Source organism: Roseovarius sp. W115 (genome assembly GCF_032842945.2).
In the GTDB taxonomy this organism is placed as follows: Bacteria; Pseudomonadota; Alphaproteobacteria; order Rhodobacterales; family Rhodobacteraceae; genus Roseovarius; species Roseovarius rhodophyticola.
Map to the genome: position 1 here is coordinate 1,431,274 of NZ_CP146606.1, position 14,473 is coordinate 1,445,746.

The window sequence follows — 14,473 nt, forward strand, 5'->3', positions numbered from 1 at the left end:
GTTCAGGGCCCGTCCCCGTCATCCAGGCTTGGACCCCAAGCGCGCAAATCTCATCATAGAGCGCGGCCCGTCGGTCTGCATCGAGATGCGCTGCGACCTCATCCAACAGAAGTATGGGGGTGCCCCGAAGTCACGCGCAAGCGCGCGGGCGTTTGCGAGGATGAGCGAGACCAACAGTGCCTTTTGCTCCCCGGTCGAACAGTCCGAGGCTGGGACACCCTTGGCGGCATACACCCCGTAGAGATCAGCCCGGTGCGGGCCAACCAATGTGCGACCGGCGGCGATGTCGCGAAAGCGGCTTTCATGCAGAGCCTCGCGAAAATCATCCTCGGAGAGCGGCATCTCGCCTTCGGTGGTGGTCAGTTCTAGCTCTGCCGTTGGAAAGGCCGTCTGGGCCTCTGCCTGTGCCTGGCTAAGCTGCTCAAGTGCAGCAACCCGGTTCGTGTGAATGGCCGTGCCTGCCGCGGCCATCTGGCGTTCAAGCGCGACATACCAATGGCCATCGCGCACCTGATCCTTGAGCAGGCGATTGCGCTCACGCATGGCTTTTTCATAGGCTAGTGTCGCCTCGGCGTGGAGGGGCGTAAAACTGAGCGTCATGCGATCGAGGAAACGCCGCCGACCTTCTGCCCCTTCGATCCAGAGCCGGTCCATCGACGGGATGAGCCAGAGCACACGGGCAATCCGACCCAGCGCGATTTGGCTGGCAGGTTTGCTGTCGATCTTGAGTTGACGGGCGTTGCCCTCTTCTGACCAGATCTCGATCTCATGCGTTTGGTGAAGACTGCGCAAATGGCCGGTCAGTTTCCATCCGATAGCGTCTGGTCGGCGCGCCATGTCTTGCGCCGCAGATCGGCGCAACCCGCGCCCCGGAGAAAAAGTGAGACCGCTTCGAGGATGTTTGTCTTGCCAGCGCCATTGGGGCCAAAGAGTGCGATAGGCCGACCGTCTCCTTCGATCCGCGCGGTTTTGTGCGAGCGGAAGTGGGAGAGTGTGAGATGTGTCAGACAAAGCTCTGTCATAGGTACGACGCCGTTTTCTGCGTAGAAAACGGGCTAGAAAATTCGCATTTTCTAGAATGGAATTTTGGAAAATTCCAATGCCCGATCACACCCGCATCGGCATGACGACGTAGACCGCAGAGGTATCATTCCCCTCACGCATCAGGGTCGGGTCGCCGGAGGAGTTAAACATGAAAACAGCGTTTTCCCGATCAACTTGACTTGCGATTTCAAGGAGATACTTGGCGTTGAACCCAATCTCCAACCGTTCGTCCCCGTATGCAACGGCCAGCTCCTCTTCCGCAGCGCCACTGTCAGGGGCATTCACGGAGAGCACCAAACGGTCCTCATCGAGTGCCAGTTTCACCGCGCGAGAGCGTTCAGAACTCACGGTTGCGACCCGATCAACCGCCTGAGCAAACTCAGCCGCATCTACTTCTAGCTTGCGCGTGTTGCCTTGCGGGATGACGCGTGTGTAGTCCGGGAAACTGCCGTCGATTACCTTGGAGGTCAGCGTGATGTTCGGTGTGGAGAACCGCACCTTGGTCTCAGACACCGACACCGCTATGCTCATGTCGTCATCTTCCAGGAGTTTGCGTAACTCACCCACGGTTTTGCGCGGCACGATCACGCCCGGCATATTATCCGCCCCATCGGGCAACTCTGAGTCGATGCGCGCCAGCCGATGACCATCGGTGGCGACACAGCGCAGCATCTTGCCACCCTGACCCTCGGCCACATGCATATAGACGCCGTTCAGGTAGTACCGGGTTTCTTCGGTCGATATCGCAAATTTTGATTTGTCGAAGAGGCGGCGTAGTTCGGGCGCTTTGGCAGAAAAGTTGCTGGTGTATTCCGATGAGGCCATCACCGGGAAATCCTCTTTCGGCAAGGTGGCCAGTGAAAAGTTTGAGCGCCCGGCCTCGACCGTCAGACGCCCGCTGGTGCCATCGTCGGCCAGTGTCACCAACGCACCGTCCGGCAATTTACGCACAATCTCATGCAGCGTGACAGCGGACACCGTCGTGGCGCCTGCGCGCTCCACCTGAGCCGGAGCCTTGTCGAGCACTTCGATATCAAGATCCGTGGCGCGGAAGAGGACAGAGTCCCCTTCGGCCTCGATCAGCACATTAGCGAGGATCGGAATAGTGTTGCGTCTTTCAACGACCGACTGGGCCTGAGACACGGCTTTCAATAGCGTGCTGCGTTCAATGCTGAGTTTCATGCCCTCGCTCCCTGCATATGGCCTCTGACGGGCTCTGGGACCGGCACGTTAGCAAACTCCGCCTTAGGCTCAAGCGTTTTGTTGTGTTCTTAGCCCTCGAGTGCGCGCCGCAGGATTTCCAGATCTTCTGCAATCTGGGCGTCCTGGACCTTCAACTCTTCGATCCGGCGCACGCCATGCATGACTGTGGTGTGATCGCGACCGCCAAATCGGCGTCCGATTTCCGGCAAGGACCGGCTGGTCATTTGCTTGCACAGATACATGGCGACTTGACGGGGTCTGGCGAAGCTGCGTACGCGTTTGGGGCCGATCATGTCGGACAATCGGATGTTGTAATGCTCGGACACCTGACGCTGAATTTCTTCGATGGACACTTTGCGCTCGGAGGCGCGGAGGATGTCGGCGAGGCAATCCTGCGCCAGTTCCAGCGTGATTTCGTGGCCGACAAGAGATGCGAAGGCGAAAAGCCGGGTGAGTGCACCTTCGAGGACACGGACGTTGGTTGAGATGCGATGCGCGAGGAATTCGAGCACGCCGTCGGCCATGTTGAGGCCGGGGTATTGTTTGAGAAAGCTGCCTGACTTGGTTTGCAGGATGCCAAGACGAAGCTCATAGTCAGTGGGGTGAAGATCCACGACCAGGCCGCATTGCAGGCGGGATTTGATGCGCTCTTCCAGATTTGCGATCTCGCCCGGAGCGCGGTCTGCGGAGATGATGATTTGCTTGTTTTGGTCGACCAAGGCGTTGAATGTGTGGAAGAATTCCTCTTGGGTAGAGTCTTTGCCGGCGATGAACTGCACGTCGTCGACCATGAGGACGTCAACCGAGCGGAACATCTCTTTGAAGTCCATCATGCGGCGGTCGCGCAGGGCTTGTACGAAACGGTACATGAATTGCTCTGCTGACAGGTAGACGACGTTGAGGTCAGGGCGTGCGGTTTCAAGCTCCCACGCGATAGCATGCATGAGGTGCGTTTTACCAAGGCCCACACCACCATAGAGAAAGAGTGGGTTGAAGGTCACAGGGCCGCCTTCAGCGACTCGTTTCGCTGCGGCATGGGCCAGCTCGTTGGGCTTGCCCACCACGAAGGTATCGAAAGTGAATCGATCATCTAAAGCCGCGCAAGTCAGCGGACCATCAAACGCCCGGATCGCAGTTTTCTTGGGTTGCGGCGCCTGCTCGGAACGTGTTGTGCCGTCTGAGGGACGGGCGGCAATGTTTGCCGCAACTTTAAAGTCCACACGTCGGACTTCGGGGGCCATGTTGCTGACCTTGAACAACATCAGCTCACCAAAGTTCTGCGATACGTAGTTTCCGTGAAAAGAATTCGGGACATCGAAAAGTGCGACGTCGCCCGTAATCCCTGCAAGATCGACTGGCTCAATCCAGTGTTTGAAGTTGTTGCGCCCTACTGTTTCCAGCAATTCTTGTTTGATTTGGCCCCATTGTTCCCGTGTCATGCTCACCTGTTCCACCGCGAGTGTTGCTCTTTAGCGCACAATTCCTTGCACACTCCTCCTGTGCGGCTCACATTCAGTGGGCGTAAAACACAGCTCCGCTTTGCCCAGCCCACGTATGACCAGACACAGAGCCTTCTTACGGCTTTTTAGCTTCGCAACAGAGGTTGACCACATCGTCCCCAGATCAGGTCGAACCGCTCCGTGTTACGCGCTATGTTGATGGACAATTGACTTACGTCCGCAAACAACGTGAGTACCAATAAACCAACCGCAGAAAGGTCGGCGCGGAATAAAAGTCTGTCCCCCCAAGCGTGAATCGCCTCGTGAAATTAGCAACTGACTCTGGGCGTCGGCAACTTATCTTCGCGCTTGACAGCGGCTTTGCGCGAAAAGAATCTATCGGGCTTATTTTTCAGCTTCCGACAAAAAAAGAAGCCCTAAGGGAGGGCCTCTTTTTCGATCAATAACTTAGCTCACAAAGTCAGCCCAGAGCTTTGACCCGGGCGGCCAGTCGAGACATTTTTCGTGCAGCCGTGTTTTTGTGAAACACACCTTTGTTCACACCGCGCATAAGCTCTGGTTGAGCCGCGCGGAGTGCATTTTGTGCGGCATCTTTGTCACCGGATGTGATCGCTTCCTCGACTTTGCGGAGGTATGTTCGAATCCGTGAGCGACGTGCTTTGTTGATTTCCAGACGGCGCAAATTCTGACGTGCGCGTTTCTTGGACTGGGCAGTATTAGCCATGGGTTTAGACCTTTTCTCGGGTTCATGTCGTTCATTGGTGCACGAGGGTTAACCCGATCCGGCAGGTCCACAGCCGGTGTGATTCTGGCCAGAGCGGGCCGCACGCGCATGTCTTGCGGCGGCATATAGCCAAGTTAGCCACGTTTGCAAAGCTTAAAAAACCAACTTCAATCCGTCAGGTCACAAGCCCCTTGATGCGTTGGGCCAAAGCATGCGCGCGCTTGGTGGCTGTCATGATCAGGCAGAGACCGGTGGAAACTCGATGCTGGAACGGGGCGACCAGGCTGCCGTCTCGTAACGCAGGTCGCACGAGACTCTTGTGACCGATCAAGACGCCTGCACCGTTTCGGGCTTCTTCAAGGGCCAGAGCGTAAAGAGAGTATTGTGCGGCCTCCTCCAAGTTCCGAAGGTCCAAGCCAGCAGCCTCGCACCACATACTCCAGTCAGCCCGCCAAGACGCATCAAGGATAAGCGTTTCGGCTTGCAAATCAGATGGTGCTTTAAGGCGGGCCGCAATGTTTGGGGCGCAGACTGGGAATATTTCATCTTCCTCAAGAACGGTCTCTTCCCTGATACCCGTTGGTGCCCCAAGGAAAAACGTCATGTCAAAGATGTCACGCTTCAGGTTTGGAGGGTCTTCCAAAGCTGTGACTGATAATTTTGTGCCCGGAAACTCGGACCGCAAAATTGACATGCGCGATGGCAGCCAAAGCTGCGCAACACTTGGCAGCGCCGCGATCTGGATGGCACGTTCAGGTGCTTCATCGCAAAGATCTCGTACTGCCGCGCCCAACGCATCGAAGGCTTTGATGAACCCAGGCGCCAAACGCACGCCGGTTTGAGACAACACAACGCCCTGTGACTGTCGTTCGAACAGCGCCACGCCCACCCAGCTCTCAAGCGATTTGATATGTTGGGATATCGCACCCGGACTGACAGATAGTTCCTCAGCAGCCTTGGCAAAGCCACCCAGTCGCGCGGCGGCTTCAAATGCCCTCAATGCATTCAGAGGTGGACTTTTCGGCCGAGGAGGTGAGATGGACATTTTCTAGCCTTAGTTTTTCTAAACTCAATTTTTGATAAACTGGTTTGCCGACCAGGTCGAGGCGGGTGATGCTTGGATGAGACCAAAGGGAGAGAGTTGATGCATCTCATGAAAAGGAACTGGGTGCCGGAAATTTGTGAGACGCTAGTTCAAGAAATTGCGGCCCAGACTGCGGAATCTTGCAGTGCTACGGTTCTTGACCGAATTTCTCAGCTGGTTGAAGACAACCGGGTGATCCACGAAAGTGCTTGTTTCAACCTGAATCCCGCCACCAACGTGATGAACCCTCGCGCAGAGGCGGTTCTCGCCAAAGGGCTGGGGTCGCGGCCGTCTCTTGGCTATCCAGGCGACAAGTACGAGATGGGTTTGGAAGCCATCGAAGAGATAGAGGTCATCGCCGCCGAACTGGCTGCTGAGATTTTTCAGGCGAAGTTTGCGGAAATTCGCGTCGCCTCGGGCGCAATGGGAAACCTCTATGCCTTCATGGCCACCTGTCAGCCGGGTGATACGATCATTGCCCCGCCAGCCACGATTGGCGGGCATGTGACGCATCATGCAGAGGGCTGTGCCGGACTCTATGGTCTGCGTTCTGTGCCGGCGCCGGTAAACGCAGATGGGTTTACCGTGGATCTGGATGCGCTTCGCGAGCTTGCCAAATCTGAAAAGCCCAAGCTCATCACCATTGGCGGCAGTCTGAACCTGTTTCAGCATCCGGTGGCGGAGGTGCGCGAGATCGCGGATGAGGTGGGGGCGAAGGTTTTGTTTGATGCCGCCCATCAATGCGGGCTGATTGCCGGGCGCGCATGGCGCAATCCGTTGAGTGAAGGCGCACATGTGATGACGATGAGCACCTACAAGAGCCTTGGTGGCCCCGCTGGCGGTCTTGTCGTGACGAATGAGGCCGACCTGGCCCAGCGCCTTGATGCGATCGCTTTTCCCGGAATGACCGCCAATTTTGATGCAGCAAAATCGGCGGCTCTGGCCATCACCATGCTTGATTGGCGCGACCATGGCAAAGCCTATGCCAATGCGATGATCGACTTGTCGCTCTCTTTGGCCAAGGCGTTGGCGGACCGGGATGTCCCGGTGTTTGAAACGCGACATGGCCTAACGCAATCGCATCAGTTCGCTGTAGAGGCTGCGCGCTATGGCGGTGGGCAGGCCGCATCCAAGACTTTGCGACAGGCCGGTTTTCTCGCTTGCGGTATTGGGCTTCCACTTGAAGCGGTTGAGGCGGACATGAACGGTCTGCGGATTGGCACCCCGGAATTGGTACGTTGGGGCGTGACACCCGACCATGTGCCTGATCTTGCCGATCTGATTGCGGAAGGGTTGTCAGGAAATCCTGGCGACGTGGCCCCGCGCACGCAAGTGATGCGCGAGACCTTCAATAAAGTGCATTATGTGAACTGAGACGCGAAGCGCTTGCCGCACATTACTTGTCGCGGAACTGCGCCTCGCGCTTTTCCGCAAAGGCGGCCATGCCCTCTTTTTGGTCTTCGGTGGCGAAAAGCGAGTGAAAGACGCGGCGTTCGAATAGCAAGCCTTCGGCAAGTGGCACTTCGTACGAGCGATTGACCGCTTCTTTGACAGCCATCACGCTGACCATCGATTTCTCTGCGATCTTCTGAGCGGCGCTCATGGCCTCATCCAGCAGCTTTTTGGCAGGGACCACACGGCTGACGAGGCCCGCGCGTTCGGCTTCTTCGGCATCCATGAAGCGACCGGTGAGGTTCATGTCCATGGATTTGGATTTGCCAATAAAGCGTGTCAGACGTTGCGAACCGCCAAGACCGGCCATCACACCAAGATTGATCTCGGGCTGGCCGAATTTGGCGGTGTCTGAGGCGATGATAAAGTCGCACATCATTGCCAATTCGCACCCGCCGCCCAGTGCGTAGCCAGAGACGGCGGCGATGATGGGTTTACGGACGCGCATGATCGCGTCGGCCTCGGGTCCAAAGAGGTCACCGGAAAATACCTCGACGAAGCTTTTCTCGGCCATCATCTTGATGTCTGCCCCCGCAGCGAAGGCTTTATCGGAACCGGTGAGCACAATGCAGCGCACTTTGTCGTTGCCTTGCGCATCCTGAAGGGCATCGACCAGTTCGCTCAACAACTGACTGTTAAGAGCGTTCAAAGCATCGGGGCGGTTCAGGGTGATTTTGGCGACGTGGTCTTCTACTTCGACGATGATCGTCTCATAGGCCATGAAATCTGCCTTTGTTTGTTTCTGTCAAAAGTGATTCATTACCATTTGCGTGGCTCGGATCAACCTCATCTTTGGCATTGCGCGCAATAGAAGCTGGATCGACCTGATTGGACGATCCGGCGGATTGTTCCTTTGCAATCGGGGCGGTTGCAGGGCTCTGCTTCGCGACCGTAGACGTCAAATCTGTGCTGAAAATATCCAAGTTCTCCATCGGCTTGGCGGAAATCGCGCAAAGAGGATCCTCCCGCCTCGATGGCATCGGCCAGCACCTCTCGGATGATGGGAACCAACGCAGCGGCGCGGCGTTTTGACAGGCCCCCTGCGCGTTTTTTGGGCGAAATTGACGCTCGGTAAAGAGCTTCACAGACGTAGATATTTCCCAGACCGGCAACGATTCGTTGATCCAGAAGGGCGGATTTGATGGGTGTATTCTTCGCTTTCAGCGCTCGCAGCAGATAAGGTTCATCAAAGCTGTTGCCCAATGGTTCGGGGCCAAGTTTGGCCAGCAATGGATGGCTGTCGATCTCGCGGGTAGGCATCAGATCCATCGCGCCAAAGCGGCGCGGGTCGTTGAAGGTGATGCGCGCGCCATTGTCCATATCGAGCACCACATGGTCATGTTTTGCAGGGGTTGGGTGGGTATGAACGAACTGTCCCAACGGGTCGCCCGAGACCAACATACGCCCAGACATGCCTAAATGAACAAGCAGCGTTTCGTCTGAAGACAAATCTGCAAGGATGTATTTGGACCGGCGGCGCAGACCGCGAACGGTGGCACCCGTCAGCCGCTCTGCCATACGTTCGGGGAAGGGCCAGCGCAAATCGGGGCGATTCACCTGAGCCTTGGCAATTTTTGCACCTGTCATGGCCGGTTCCAGGCCGCGACGTACTGTCTCTACCTCTGGCAGTTCAGGCATTTTAGGTCCTCTGATGGGCAAAGCGGCGCATTGTAACCCGCACGTAGCGGCCTATAAGAAGGTCTGAGATAGAAAACAGCAAGGCCTCTCGCGGAAATGACCGAGAAAACAACACATTTTGGATTTGAAGATATCCCCGAAAGCCAGAAGGCCGGGCGGGTGCAAGGCGTCTTTGGGTCTGTGGCGTCGAAGTACGATGTGATGAACGATGCCATGTCCTTTGGCATTCACCGCATCTGGAAAGACGCGATGATGGACTGGCTTGCGCCAAGGGCTGGTCAAAAACTATTGGATGTGGCCGGCGGCACCGGGGACATCGCCTTTCGGTTTCTGAACCGCGCGGGCAGCGGTCATGCGACGGTTCTTGATCTGACAGAGCCAATGTTGGTCGAAGGGCGCAAGCGTGCCGATGCTGAACAGAAGGCCGATCAGCTGGAATGGATCGTCGGCGATGCCATGGTCTTGCCATTTGAGGACAACAGTTTTGATGTCTATACGATCAGCTTTGGCATTCGAAACGTGACACGCCCAGAGGAGGCTTTGGCTGAGGCATACCGGGTTCTCAAACCGGGCGGGCGGCTTATGGTTCTAGAGTTTAGCCAAATCCCCAACGACATGATGCAGAAGGCCTATGATCTTTATAGTTTCAACATCATTCCGCGCATGGGTCAGATGATCGCCAATGATCGCGATAGCTATCAGTATCTGGTCGAATCGATCCGCAAATTTCCGGACCAAGAAACATTTCTCAGGATGATCCAAGCTGCGGGATTCGAGCAGGCCAAGTACCGCAATCTGAGCATGGGCATCGCCTGTTTGCATTCCGGTTGGAAAATCTAAGCGGTGCGCGGGCCACACAATATTCTGCGCCTGATCCGCACGGGGGCAACGCTTGAACGCACAGGTGCCATGCGTCTTATCATGGATGCGATGGATGCGCCGCCGCTGGTGCGCGGCACGATGCGCTTTCTGGCCTGGCCGTTTCAGTGGCTGGGCTACAAGGGTGATACCTCAATGCCGCCTGCGCTGCGCGCACTCACGGCCCTTGGCCCGGCCTATATCAAATTTGGTCAGGTGTTTTCGACGCGGCCCGACATCGTGGGTGATGATCTGGCTACCGAATTGCGCGTTTTGCAGGACAAGCTGCCGCCCTTCAGCGTGGCCAAGGCCAAAGCAAGCGTCGCACAAGAGCTTGGCCATGACGTTGACGCGCTTTTCACCGAGTTTAGCGAACCGGTCGCGGCGGCGTCGATTGCACAAGTTCACAAGGCGCGCCTGAAAGACACAGGTGACCCGGTGGCCGTCAAAGTTTTGCGGCCCGGTATTGAGAAAGCGTTCCGCAAGGACATCGACGCGTTTTATTTTGTCGCGCGCATGATTGAGCTGTTGTCGCCATCTTCTCGACGGCTGCGGCCGCGGGAAGTGATTCAGCATTTTGAAGGCGTGGTGCAGGGCGAACTGGATCTTCGGCTTGAAGCTGCATCGGCCAGCGAGTTTGCCACCAACATCACAGATGATCAGGGCTTTGCGCTTCCCGCTATTCGCTGGGACATGTCAAACCGGCGTGTGATGACAATGGAGTGGGCCGATGGTGTGCCCATGGGTGACAATGACGGATTGGATCAGGCAGGGCATGATCGGGCTGAGCTTGGCGAGCGTGTCTTGCAGCTTTTCCTGAACCATGCACTGCGCGACGGGTTTTTTCACGCGGACATGCATCAGGGCAATCTCAAGGTGAGGGCCGATGGTGACATCATTGCCTATGACTTTGGCATTATGGGTCACATCGATGAGTACACGCGGCGAGTTTATGCAGAGATTCTCTATGGCTTCATCAAGCGCGACTATAGGCGTGTGGCCGAAGTGCATTTTGAAGCGGGCTATGTGCCAGCCAATCAGGATGTCGATGAGTTTGCCCGTGCATTGCGCGCTGTAGGGGAACCCATTTTTGGCATGGATGCGACACATATCTCTATGGGCGGGCTACTCAGCTATCTCTTCGAGGTGACAGAGCGGTTCGGGATGGAGACGCGTACGGAGTTAATCCTCTTGCAGCGGACCATGGTTGTAGTCGAAGGCGTCGCACGGAGCCTCAATCCGCAGATCAACATCTGGCAGGTCGCCAAACCTGTTGTGGAAAACTATATCCGCAAAAACCTGGGTCCCGGTGCCGCGCTTCGGGATTTGCAGAAAACGATGATGGTGTTGTCACGCTATGGGCCACGTTTACCACAGATTGTGGAACAGGCGCTGATAAGGCAGTCGACACCTCAGGTCGAAACCAAACCGGCAATCCGCTGGAAATCTGTGTTTTGGCTTTTCCTGGGTATTGCGCTTGGCGGGATGACAGCCGCTCTGATCACATTACTAAGTTGACGGGCGAGTAGCTTAAGGCGTTCGACCCAAAACCTGACTCACAGCTTTGGGTCGACTGCAGCGCAAGATATGAGTGTCGCGTGCGCCCTGCCTTTATCTGATGTCTCAGGTCAAAGACCGGGCGCATTAAGGTTCTCTTAGACCAAGGATGTTCGAAGATATCACTTCTTGCCCTCCTTCCAACACAAGATGAGTCTGACCATTCTGAATACGCGCTTCAGTTATGCGGCCGTGCACCTGCACCGGGCTCGTGGCCACAAGCGCACCTTGTGAAAAGGATTCGATGTCGATTTGATACGTCCCGTTCGGCAAAGGATTTCCGTTTGAGTCATAACCAGCCCATGCGACCGTTTGGCGTTCGCCCGTCGTCTCTAATCGCTGCACAACCACACCGTTCGTATCGCGCACCACCAACTCGTGCGTATCTGCCAGAGAAGAGCCATGTGTTGTCAGTGTAACCGGCTGCCCGTCAAACTCTACAGGCACATGCGCGCGTCCTTCCATGCCTATCCAACCAGAAAGCTGCGAGACACCAAGCGCGCTTAGCTGAGCGCCAAGATCACTCAAGAGATCGTTGGTCAGAACCTGTTGCTCCACGCTTGAAAACGTTGCGAGCTGAGTTGCAAATTCCGTTGATTCCAGCGGATTGAGCGGATCCTGATTTTGCATCTGAACCGTGAGCATACGGATGAAGGTTTCAAAATCAGAACTCAGAACTGTGTCTGTCTGATCGCTGGTCGCCGGCGGGTTGGCGGGTTGGGTCTGGTTTGGCGTTTGTGTGGGTTGCGACACATCCATAGTTTGCCCTTTCTGGATCAAATTCGAATATCAACGCGGTCAAGGTCAATGTGGCCGGGTATCGCCAAATGACCTTCATCACTCGCTCTCTGAAGCATAGGGAGATTGGGGGCGGTGGTTTCACCGCTCTGTTCACTGTGCTGATCATCGCGTGTCTGGCGTTCACCAGACCCGGCACCGTCAAAGCGGAATTCTGATTGGCCATAGCCGATATCCTGAAACTCATTGGCAAGTTGATCGATATGACGACGCATGAGTTCCAAAGTTTCAGGGCGTTCAGCAATGACATGCACAACAACGCCTGCTTCGCTCGTCGACATGCTGATTTGCACACGGCCCAGCTCGGCCGGTTTGAGAGTGATCGCGACAGAATTATCTGAAGTTGTCCGAACCGCTGTTGCCATCTGTTGGGCGACATGTCTGGGCAGATCTGGTGTCTGAAACACAGTAGAGTGCCCTTGCTTCGGGGTTTGCACAATCTCGGTAGCGCCAAGTGATGCGAAGGATGGCTGAAGATCGAAAGCAACTTCTTGACCAGATGACGCATGCGATTTTGGAAAAGACATCTGACTCAAAAAAGGCGAAGGGGAAGAAGGCGCTGTGGGCTTGTCCGAAGGGGCGACCAATTTTGGGGTGTGTTCTTCAGAGCTGAACGCTTTTTGCCCGCGTGGTGCATCCGGATTAGTGCGGCTCGGCCATAGGTACGAGACGTTTTGGTACGGCGAAGGAAGCTCGGATTGGGTAGATTTGGCGGGCACGTGATTTTGCGCCAGAACCCCTGGGCGAAGTGGCTCAGTTGGCTCTTTTTGTGTTTGAGGTGTTGTTGCGTCGCTAACTGCGGGCGGTGGAACCTTGATCTGGGCTGGCGTCCATTTTGGCGTCCGGTCATCCATCCCTTCTGTTGGGTTCTGCATAAGGCCGGTTACATTCCTGGTTGGAACAGGCGACTCAGGTACCTTATTAGAATTTGGTATTGTCTCCCATTGCTTAACGGGTTCAAAAACAGCTCTGAGAGCAGTCTGATCATGCGCCTTAGCTGTTCTAAACTCTGAGAGAGTCGCAGTGGGATCCTGATGAAGCTTTGCCTCATGAGTTCTGGGTGAGTTTTTTTGGATCTGTACGGGCGGTGTGTGTTCGCCTGCCGCGTCATTTGTTGCATGCAGAGCAGTTTGGCGGGGAACTGAGTTGTCGCCCGCTGAGACTGGAAGCTTTTGGAATATTGTGGAGTCTGGCAAAACCTGAGGAGTATTTGCCGGGTGTTGTGCGCGTTCCAAAATGCCTGATGACTTTGAGACACGCGTGACGCCCACGCCTTCTTGCAACTCCAAATCCGTCTGGGGTTTTTCGTCTTTTGGCATTTTGTGGTCGTTATGACCTACAAAATCTGACGTGCTCTCTGTTGGGGTGGGTTTGTTTTCAAAGTTTTCCGCGGGTTTGGCCAACACTGCAACGTTGAGTGGATCAATCTCGGACTCAATTGCCCCATGGATCTCGTCGTCCAGGGCAATATCATAGGCCGTCGCTCGCATGTCTGTACCTTCGACAACAGTTTTTCCCGGTGCGGCCTCTTCTTCTCTTTGCTTGTTTGAGTTTGCTTGGTTTTTCGGAGTCGCAAGACCATCGACAAACTTTTGGTCCACATCGTTCGAAGCAATCACGTCCTCAAGCATGCCAAGGAAGTCACCCTTGGGTACCCCGTCGGAGACAACCTCAGCGGCAGAAGACAGAGTTTCCGCACCTGTCCTCGCCAAAAGATGGTTCATCAGAATATGCAACATGTCGGCCTCCGCGGATTTCTTCCTCAGCGCGGCCAACATTGCAAAACACAGTTACCAGTTCTTTACCGCTTTGGGATCAAATGCAGATCAGTTCCAAGCAATTCGAGTGAAATACGTGACAGAAATTTTACAGGTTAATCCTATCTCCAAAACATCCACTGCAAACATTTCTCGCACCGAAGACATCAAGTTGGCCGCCGAAAAACTAGAGGCGACGTTTCTGGCTGAGATGCTAAAGGCTGCAGGATTTGGCGAGCAGGAAAACTCGTTTTCCGGCGGCTCGGGCGAAGATCAGTTCGCCTCATTTCATCGACAGGTGATCGCAGACCAAATTGCTGCTGCAGGGGGTGTGGGGCTAACCGAGCATATTATGAGAGCACTAATGGAGACTGAGAATGGCGCATAGTTCCACGCAGAGCCTTTTTGATGAATTGGACGACTTACTAGAAAACGAACGAGAGGCCCTGCTCAAAGGTGATCTTGAGAAAATCGCGGCACTTCTGGCGTCTAAGGAGAACCTAATTGACAAGGTGAACGCGTTGAATGGCACCAAAGCAGAGCCACTAAAGGAACTGCATAGCAAGATCGTGCGCAATCAGGTGCTGCTTGACGGTGCTTTGCAAGGCATTCGACGCGCGTCCATGCGATTGGCCACCATACGCCATATTCGCCGGAATCTGGAAACATATGGCAAAGACGGACAGAAAAAGGTGATCGAAGGTGAAGTCGTGCGCAAAGTCGAAAAGCGCGCTTGAGCGATTGTTTTTCTAATTTTCACTAAATCCGCTTCAGAAGGTGGATTGAGTTTAGCATTCCTTTAGCACTTCCGCGCGAGAACCCGACATGCGTCCTGAGACGGATGGCGCGGGTCAGGCTGGTTTGGTCCCGCACTGGTCAGAACGACATCAGAGGTTGC

Annotated in this window: 15 protein-coding genes; 5 read left to right on the top strand and 10 right to left on the bottom strand. The window is 55.3% G+C overall.

Translation table 11 applies throughout. The features are described from left to right. Nucleotides 1-18: 18 nt before the first annotated feature. From RZS32_RS07320 to RZS32_RS07340, 6 genes are all read right to left on the bottom strand, one after another. Nucleotides 19-837, bottom strand: a complete 819-nt coding sequence (locus RZS32_RS07320) for a hypothetical protein (protein ID WP_422395939.1) — start codon at nt 835-837, stop codon at nt 19-21. Then, nucleotides 801-1,022: an AAA family ATPase gene (locus RZS32_RS18990; RefSeq protein WP_422395940.1), complete on the bottom strand. Its 222-nt coding sequence runs from the start codon at nt 1,020-1,022 to the stop codon at nt 801-803. The genes RZS32_RS07320 and RZS32_RS18990 overlap by 37 nt, the downstream gene beginning before the upstream one ends. An 85-nt stretch (nt 1,023-1,107) precedes the next feature. Continuing rightward, nucleotides 1,108-2,226: a DNA polymerase III subunit beta gene (gene dnaN, locus RZS32_RS07325; protein WP_317056364.1), complete on the bottom strand. Its 1,119-nt coding sequence runs from the start codon at nt 2,224-2,226 to the stop codon at nt 1,108-1,110. Between the two features lie 89 nt (nt 2,227-2,315). Next, entirely contained in the window at nt 2,316-3,686 is a 1,371-nt protein-coding gene (gene dnaA / locus RZS32_RS07330; protein ID WP_317056365.1) for a chromosomal replication initiator protein DnaA, read from the bottom strand. Nucleotides 3,687-4,167: 481 nt separating this feature from the next. Further along, complete coding sequence (rpsT, locus tag RZS32_RS07335) at nt 4,168-4,431, bottom strand: 30S ribosomal protein S20 (RefSeq protein ID WP_317056366.1); 264 nt, start codon at nt 4,429-4,431, stop codon at nt 4,168-4,170. 175 nt (nt 4,432-4,606) lie between these two features. Next, the gene (locus RZS32_RS07340) at nt 4,607-5,476 is read right to left on the bottom strand and encodes a LysR substrate-binding domain-containing protein (RefSeq protein ID WP_339106864.1); all 870 of its coding nucleotides are present in this window, start codon (nt 5,474-5,476) and stop codon (nt 4,607-4,609) included. A 99-nt stretch (nt 5,477-5,575) separates the two neighbouring features. Here RZS32_RS07340 and glyA point away from each other — a divergent pair, with 99 nt between their 5' ends. After that, on the top strand, nt 5,576-6,889 hold the full coding sequence (gene glyA / locus RZS32_RS07345; protein WP_317056368.1) for a serine hydroxymethyltransferase: 1,314 nt from the start codon (nt 5,576-5,578) through the stop codon (nt 6,887-6,889). A gap of 22 nt (nt 6,890-6,911) precedes the next feature. Here glyA and RZS32_RS07350 read toward each other — a convergent pair whose 3' ends face one another. Both RZS32_RS07350 and mutM read right to left on the bottom strand, forming a co-directional pair. Beyond that, nucleotides 6,912-7,688 carry an enoyl-CoA hydratase gene (locus RZS32_RS07350; protein ID WP_317056369.1) on the bottom strand — a complete coding sequence of 259 codons (777 nt, stop codon included), beginning with the start codon at nt 7,686-7,688 and terminating at the stop codon, nt 6,912-6,914. Nucleotides 7,689-7,753: 65 nt separating this feature from the next. Further along, the gene (mutM, locus tag RZS32_RS07355) at nt 7,754-8,605 is read right to left on the bottom strand and encodes a bifunctional DNA-formamidopyrimidine glycosylase/DNA-(apurinic or apyrimidinic site) lyase (RefSeq protein ID WP_317056370.1); all 852 of its coding nucleotides are present in this window, start codon (nt 8,603-8,605) and stop codon (nt 7,754-7,756) included. Nucleotides 8,606-8,701: 96 nt separating this feature from the next. Here mutM and ubiE point away from each other — a divergent pair, with 96 nt between their 5' ends. After that, a complete protein-coding gene (gene ubiE, locus RZS32_RS07360) occupies nt 8,702-9,445 on the top strand; it encodes a bifunctional demethylmenaquinone methyltransferase/2-methoxy-6-polyprenyl-1,4-benzoquinol methylase UbiE (RefSeq protein ID WP_317056371.1) in 744 nt (247 codons plus the stop codon). A gap of 3 nt (nt 9,446-9,448) precedes the next feature. Beyond that, complete coding sequence (gene ubiB, locus RZS32_RS07365; protein WP_317056372.1) at nt 9,449-10,981, top strand: 2-polyprenylphenol 6-hydroxylase; 1,533 nt, start codon at nt 9,449-9,451, stop codon at nt 10,979-10,981. Nucleotides 10,982-11,107: 126 nt separating this feature from the next. Here ubiB and RZS32_RS07370 read toward each other — a convergent pair whose 3' ends face one another. Together RZS32_RS07370 and RZS32_RS07375 are read right to left on the bottom strand one after the other, a co-directional pair. Continuing rightward, on the bottom strand, nt 11,108-11,779 hold the full coding sequence (locus RZS32_RS07370; RefSeq protein ID WP_317056373.1) for a flagellar hook capping FlgD N-terminal domain-containing protein: 672 nt from the start codon (nt 11,777-11,779) through the stop codon (nt 11,108-11,110). A 17-nt stretch (nt 11,780-11,796) separates the two neighbouring features. After that, complete coding sequence (locus tag RZS32_RS07375) at nt 11,797-13,449, bottom strand: flagellar hook-length control protein FliK (RefSeq protein ID WP_317056374.1); 1,653 nt, start codon at nt 13,447-13,449, stop codon at nt 11,797-11,799. On the opposite strand from RZS32_RS07375, the gene RZS32_RS07380 reads away from it, so the two are divergent. After that, the gene (locus RZS32_RS07380; RefSeq protein WP_317056375.1) at nt 13,448-13,963 is read left to right on the top strand and encodes a rod-binding protein; all 516 of its coding nucleotides are present in this window, start codon (nt 13,448-13,450) and stop codon (nt 13,961-13,963) included. The genes RZS32_RS07375 and RZS32_RS07380 overlap by 2 nt on opposite strands. Next, nucleotides 13,953-14,312: a flagellar protein FlgN gene (locus RZS32_RS07385; RefSeq protein WP_317056376.1), complete on the top strand. Its 360-nt coding sequence runs from the start codon at nt 13,953-13,955 to the stop codon at nt 14,310-14,312. The genes RZS32_RS07380 and RZS32_RS07385 overlap by 11 nt, the downstream gene beginning before the upstream one ends. Nucleotides 14,313-14,473 lie beyond the last annotated feature (161 nt).